The 6,982-nt window shown below is 41.4% G+C and carries 4 protein-coding genes; 3 read left to right on the forward strand and 1 reads right to left on the reverse strand.

Going from position 1 to position 6,982, the window contains the following annotated elements:
* Window positions 1–200 precede the first annotated feature (200 nt).
* The 3 genes from LC574_RS18985 to LC574_RS18995 all read left to right on the forward strand — a co-directional run bounded on the left by LC574_RS18985 (window position 201) and on the right by LC574_RS18995 (window position 4,593).
* Window positions 201–560 (forward strand): hypothetical protein, encoded by a 360-nt coding sequence (locus LC574_RS18985; protein ID WP_229454945.1) that lies wholly within the window; start codon window positions 201–203, stop codon window positions 558–560.
* Window positions 561–859: 299 nt separating this feature from the next.
* Window positions 860–3,052: a peptidase domain-containing ABC transporter gene (locus LC574_RS18990; protein WP_229454946.1), complete on the forward strand. Its 2,193-nt coding sequence runs from the start codon at window positions 860–862 to the stop codon at window positions 3,050–3,052.
* A gap of 38 nt (window positions 3,053–3,090) precedes the next feature.
* On the forward strand, window positions 3,091–4,593 hold the full coding sequence (locus LC574_RS18995; RefSeq protein WP_229454947.1) for an HlyD family efflux transporter periplasmic adaptor subunit: 1,503 nt from the start codon (window positions 3,091–3,093) through the stop codon (window positions 4,591–4,593).
* 121 nt (window positions 4,594–4,714) lie between these two features.
* Here LC574_RS18995 and LC574_RS19000 read toward each other — a convergent pair.
* The coding region (locus LC574_RS19000; RefSeq protein WP_229454948.1) for a CHASE2 domain-containing protein at window positions 4,715–6,982 on the reverse strand (2,268 nt) is incomplete at its 5' end.

Consider the following 6,982-nt stretch of genomic DNA (forward strand, 5'->3'; position numbering starts at 1 on the left):
GGGTTTCATAAATTATGTGCGTTTGCCTTGGTGAATAAACTTATCTCACTGCTACCAATTAACAATCAGAAGGCAAAGCTAAAAACCTCTGATTCCCAGCCGTGAATAAACCAATCTCACTGCTACCAATTAACAATCAGAAGGAAGAAAACAAGCTTACCTTCAGTTCAAACCCCAATCTAAAACTCAGGGGAAAAACAATGTCTAACATCAATAACCACGGAGTAGATATGAACAACAAGCAAATCAAAGACCTCTACAGCATCGAAGCTGTGCAAGACCTTTCCCATGAAGCCGCTGCCACTATTAGTGGTGGTGCCTTAGACTTTTCCGACAAGAAGGATGGTGAAGGAGCGCGGCTAAATAATATCGGACGCGCACGACGCAGTTTAGGCCGCTTTAACAATAAAGCATCTTGGTACGAGGTAACGGGTAGAAAAGATTGGATTGTCTACACTGGTGAGAATTTCACAGGTGCATCAAGGCGTCTGAAAGCAGGTACAAAAGGTAACTTCACCGGTCCTTTTAACAACGACATCGCGTCTGTCAAACCTGCATAATCAGCTCTGGTCTATTTCATACCATGTACTCGAATCCTTCAAAACCTAAAAGAGAAAAGAATGCTCTCACCTTCGCTTTTAGCTGAGTAACATTCTTCTCTCCCAGTTCGTAGGGGCGAGGTCGTTTTCGCTCCTACTTTTTCATTCATATCAAGATAGCACAAATAAACGTAAACGGTGTTAACAGTTATCAGTTATCAGTTACCAGTTATCAGTTATCAGGTAGGAAACGGACTCGTCCACCTCTTGTTCACTGCGGCTGGTACTGTTAACTGCGGCTGGTACTGATTTTTTAAACAATGAAATACTACAGTATATTGCAACACAGTGAAGAAGATTGTGGTGCAGCAAGCCTAGCCACGATCGCCAAATACTACGGACGCACCTTTGCCCTCAATCGCGTGCGAGAAGCAGTGGGCACGGGAGAGCGAGGAACTACACTATTAGGTTTAAGGCGGGGAGCAGAAACCCTGGGATTCCATGCCCGTCAAGTTCAAGCTACCCCACAACTGCTTGAGAAATTAAATGAAGTCCCTTTACCAGCCATCATTCACTGGAAAGGCTACCACTGGGTAGTATTATACGGGAAAAAGGGGAAAAAATATGTCCTCTCTGACCCTGCCGTCGGCATCTTGTACCTCACCTCCAAGGAGTTAATCGCGGGTTGGAGTGATGGCGTTATGCTGCTGCTGATGCCAGACGATAGCCGCTTCTATGAGCAACCAGAAGATAAAATTAGCGGTTTTGGGCGCTTTATTGCCCGCGTTATGCCCTATCGCAATCTTTTGGTTCAGGCGATCGCCATCAACTTCGCGATCGGGCTATTGTCCCTCGCCTCCCCTTTAATGATGCAACTCCTCACCGATGACGTGCTAGTGCGGGGAGATACCCAACTGCTAACAACAGTGGCAATTGGGGTCATTGCCATGAACCTAATTCAAAGTGCCATTGGTTTGGTACAATCTCACCTGATTGGTCATTTTGGTCAACGGTTGCAATACGGACTAATTCTAGAATACGGCCGAAAACTGTTGCGCTTACCCCTATCATATTTTGAAGCACGTCGCAGTGGGGAAGTCGTTAGCCGGATTGCTGATGTTCATACCATCAATAATCTAGTTTCCCAAATTGTCCTTGGTTTACCCAGTCAATTTTTTGTGGCTCTGGTTTCCTTGGGTTTCATGCTCTTCTATAGTTGGCAACTGACTCTAGCTTCCCTCGCCGCCTTTGCGATCGTCACTTTTGTCAACCTGCTTTTTCTTCCCGCCTTACGCCAGAAAACCCGCAGCCTCATCGTTAAAGGTACGGAAAATCAAGGCTTTTTAGTCGAAACCTTTCGTGGTGTTCAAGTCCTGAAAACCACCCAAGCTACAGAGCAAGCTTGTCAAGAATATCAGACAAATGTTGGTCGCCTTGCTAACTTAGACTGGACTACAATGAAGTTGGAGCTTTACAGCGGCACAGTCACTAGTATTCTTTCCAAATTGACGAGTATTAGCATACTCTGGTTAGGTTCTAGCTTGGTGATTAATCAGACATTATCCATCGGTCAACTGCTGGCGTACAGCGGTATGAGTGGTAGCTTTCTTGACTTTTTAGAGTCAGCAGTCGGGCTAATTGATGAATTTATCACTGCTCAAATTGTCGTTCAACGCTTGACAGAAGTAATAGATTCTACCCCAGAAGATGAAAATGACTTTAAAAAACCTTGGGCAGAAATTCCTGGCAATGCAGATATTAGTTGTTCTCAAGTTAACTTTCACCATCCTGGTAGAACTGACCTGTTAGAAAATTTTTCTTTAACTATCCCTGGTGGTCAAGTAATAGCCTTAATCGGTCAATCAGGCTGTGGGAAAAGCTCCTTCGGCAAATTAATTACTGGTTTATATCACGTTCAATCTGGTAACATTCGTTATGGCATATACAACCAGCAAGATTTATCTTTAGAATGTTTGCGGCAGCAAGTCATATTAGTTCCCCAAGAACCTCATTTTTGGAGTCGTTCGATTGTGGATAATTTTCACTTCAGTTATCCCAACATTAGTTTTGAGGAGATAGTCAAAGCTTGTAAAATTGCTGGTGCAGATGAATTTATTAGTAAATTACCCGATAAATATCAAACTGTTTTAGGCGAATTTGGTGCAAATCTTTCTGGTGGACAAAGGCAGAGATTAGCTATAGCTAGAGCAATTGTGACTGACCCACCTGTATTAATTCTAGATGAATCTACAGGCGCTCTTGACCCAGTAAGTGAAACCCAAGTTTTGGATAAATTACTTAATCACCGTCAAGGTAAAACTACAATTATGATTAGCCACCGTCCTCAAGTTATCAAACGGGCTGATTGGATTGTGTTGCTTGAAGATGGGCGCTTAAAAATTCAAGGAACTCCAGAAGAATTACGTCATATTCCTGGAGAGCATTTAAGCTTTATTGATGAGATTTTTTCTTCTAATAATGGATTGAAATCCTCTTTAATTTTTCGGAATTAGTTAATGTTTATTAGATGTTTTAGAGATATCTATAACTTATGATTAGTAAGTCTCAAACAAATTTTTTACCCTTAGTTCAAGACAACGAATTTCTCCCACCAATTAGTCGTTGGACTACATTTGGGGGACTATTTATCGTGTTTGCCTTGTCGTTAGCTGTTCCTGTGGCTGCGGTTGTTAAATATAAAGTTACGGTCAAAGGGCAAGCGGTTGTCCGTCCTGCGGGTGAATTGCCAATTGTGCAGGCGGCGACAGAAGGACAGGTAATGCAGATTTACGTCAAAGAAAATCAAACGCTGCAAAAAGGAGATATAATTGCTACTATTGATGACTCTCGATTGCAAACCAAAAAAAACCAGCTGCAAACCAATATTCAACAAGCTAGGTTACAACTAATTCAAACCGTTCCGCAAATTAATGCAATTGATAGTCAAATTCGAGCCGAAAGCGATCGCACCAATCGGACTATCGCCGCTGCTAAAGCTGAATTGCAGGGACGCGATCGCGATCATCAAGACAAAAAGATTACCAGCGTGACTGAACTTCAAGAAGCAGAAGCCAATGTCAAAATGGCTCAAGAGGAATTATACGCAGGGCAGGCACAGTTACAATCAGCATTAGCTAATCTCCACGCAACTGAGGCGGCTTTAGGAGCAGCGACATCAAAGCAGAACCGATATGAAAGTGCCGCTAAACAAGGGGCATTATCCCGCGATCAATTAGAAGAAGTACAGCTGGCTGTCAAACAGCAACAACAAGCTGTACAGGCGCAAAAAGCAACTTATAAAGCCCAAGAAAAAACAAATGAACGGCTAAAACAAGCCGTTAATGGGGCTATTGCTAAACGCGATCGCACTCAAGTAGCCCTCAACCCAAGCAATGCAGAGGTAGCAATGGCGACTGAACGCATTGCTCAAGAAAAAGCCTCTGGGGAAGTAAATAAAGCATCGTTAGAAAGAGAACTTCAAGCACTTCTCAAACAGAAAATTGAAACGGAAAAACAATTAGAGCGCGATACTAGCGAATTCAAGCAAGTTGAAATTGACCTGAAGCAAACTACTATTACCGCTACAGCAGACGGGATTATTTCCAAGCTAAATTTGAGAAACCCTGGTCAAACTCTCCGGGCTGGGGAGGAAGTTGTGCAAATTGTTCCTAGTCATGCACCTTTAGTTATCAAAGCAGCTGTCGGTTCTGAGGAAAAAGGTAAGATAAAAATTGGTCAAAAGGTGCAAATGCGAGTTAGTGCTTGTGCTTATCCTGATTACGGCACTCTCAAAGGCGTTGTCAAAGCGATTTCCCCGGATGCTGTTAGTTCGCAAAAAAACGATGCAGATACTGATACGAACTCTATCCCAAAAGCAACTGCTGTAGGTGCTTTTTACGAAGTCACAATTGAACCAGAGAAACTTGCTTTAGGTCGCAGTACAAAGAAATGTCAAATTCAATTGGGTATGGATGGCAGAGTTGATATTATTACCCGCGAAGAAACTGTACTGCAATTTGTGCTCCGCAAGGCAAGATTAATGACGGATTTTTGAGATGTCAATCGCCCAAAACTTTTAAAATATCCTCTGAGAACATAAAAAAGAATTCAGTTAGGAGATTATTAGATGTCATATCAATCAAATTGACGTTATTTTTCAGTTATAAAGGAAAATTTTATTCAACTAAGGGTTGTGGAATCGTGAAAAATTCCTGACGGCGTTGAATCAACACTATAACAACACCGCTTGCAACCACAGCAAAGGCAGAAGGAATAAATGGCAACCATAGCCCTTGTTTTAAAAGAGCGATCGCACAAACTCCATATAATATGACAACTGTCGCAACTATGGCGCAACCCTTATCTGACAGCGATCGCACCTGCCAAATAATCAGACTCCCAACTACAGACCAGCCGCATATCCAGAGAATATCGCCCCAGTAAGGCAAAACCCAAAGAATTGGACGTTGATCTAAAACTGCACTCAAAACTTGGCTAACCATTTGTGCTTGTATAAATATCCCTGGTATTTCTTGGTAATCTTGCTGTGCAGTACTGTAGAGAGTTGACCAAGTATCGCTGACTGTATTAGCTGTCACTCCAATGATCACTAGCTTATCTTTAAGTGATTTACGATCAAATTTATCACTCAATACATCATCAAGGGAAACTCTCTGATAATCTGTATTACGGTAATTGACAAGTATTTGATTTCCACCTAAATCAACTCCTTGTTGATAGGCACCACTGCGACTAGGTTTTAAGCGTTTAAATACTTTAGAGCCAAACTGTACATAATCTTCATTAAATTTAGGTTGAATATTTTCGTAAGATAAGTAACGAGTAACTAATTGCAACGAGAGCGAATAAGGCGTTGTACAAGTCGAAGAAGGCTCTTGTGCCATCATCAAAATTTGGCGACGGACGATACCATCTGGGTCTTGAATTGCATCAGTAAAACCCTGACGTTCTACAGGTACGTCTTTCGGAGGTTTAACACCTTGGGGATCGTATTTACTATCGGTGCTTTTGCAGACAACAACAACATTATCTTTATTAAGTTCAGTCGGAAGTTGTATTAGATTTGATTTATTTGGGGAGTCAGCGAAGTCTCTGTAAATATCCAGTCCAACAACTCGCGGTTGATGCTTTTGTAATTTGTTGAGTAATTTAGTTAACGTACTATCCGAAATGGATTTCAGTCCTTTGGTCATGTCTTGTCGTGATTGAATATCTTTTTCAGTAATTTCTACAATTATCAACCTTGGATCTGGGTCTTCCTTAGGTCGCAACCGTAGCATTTGATCGAAAGTTTGCAGTTCAATTTTCTCAAAGATTCCCAAGTATCTCAAACCTACTGTTGAAATAGCCACAAGAAAAGTACTAAGTAGTACAGTCCAAAGTTTGAATTTTGGTGTTGCAATTTTACCTTTTGTTGAAACTTCACCGACAAATTTAGTATCAGCAAAATTACCGCACAGTTCTTGCCACGTAGTAGGAACAGTTGTGGGATTTTGACAGATAACTGGCAACCAACTGGCACAAGGAAATTCATTTTCCAGTCCTTGAAGTCTTTCTCGCGCTTCTCGCACAGCCAAGTAAAATGGTTTGCTATCTGCAAAGGCGGTAAGAAAGTTTTTTAAAAATTCCTGTGCTATTAAATCTGGCACTCCTTCCCGCATTACAATCATTTGGGGAATATTTAAATCAGCTAAATTTCGTCCTAAACCAATTCCGTCACAAGAATTGAAAATTGCCAGTTTCAAACCGCGTCTAATTGCTGCCTTAAGTCCATTTCTCAACTGTGAAATTGCTAAAGTTTCTGTTTGATTGATGCAAATTGCCCCAATCTCTCCGTCAGCAAGACTAGTGCTATGTCCCGCAAAAAATAGAATATCCCAATCCTGGTTCCATAGATACTCGTCAAGTGTTTGCCGTGTTGGTTCTATAAGAAAGGTGGTTTGGGCATCTGTTAAACCTTGTAACAAAGAGCCGTCTTTATCAATATCAATACCAACTCTATTGCCTAGAATTGCCAAAATGTTGACTTTACCTGTAGGATATTTTTGTAATAGCTGAGGAGATTCATACTCATGATTGCTTAAAGCTAATTCCGCTTTCGGGTAATCTTCAAAAAAATGCCACAGATGCCAAGGCAAGCGATGCAGTAGAACTATATTTGTTTCAATAATTACTCTAATTTCATCATTACGACTGAGTAGAGTTCGCAACTGCCGCTCAATATTCTGAAATGGCTCAAATTTCAACCAAGCATTGATATTTGCTTGTAGCTGTTGGCAGACTTCATCAAAATCATTGACAGAAATATTGGTTATGTCTTGCGAATGTACTTTTATACGTTGGTTGCTACCCAGGCGTTGATGAACTGCTGCGTAGAGTAACTGCCATCTGCGGTAGAGTTCGCTTAGTTCTGGTGCTGGTGG

Origin of the sequence: Nostoc sp. CHAB 5715, from assembly GCF_020829685.1 — a bacterium.
Classification (GTDB): domain Bacteria; phylum Cyanobacteriota; class Cyanobacteriia; order Cyanobacteriales; family Nostocaceae; genus Nostoc.

What these genes read in the sequence shown, in the direction of transcription:
- LC574_RS18985 (WP_229454945.1), top strand. Translation starts at nt 201, where the DNA reads ATGTCTAACATCAATAACCACGGAGTAGATATGAACAACAAGCAAATC.
- LC574_RS18990 (WP_229454946.1), top strand. Translation starts at nt 860, where the DNA reads ATGAAATACTACAGTATATTGCAACACAGTGAAGAAGATTGTGGTGCA.
- LC574_RS18995 (WP_229454947.1), top strand. Translation starts at nt 3,091, where the DNA reads ATGATTAGTAAGTCTCAAACAAATTTTTTACCCTTAGTTCAAGACAAC.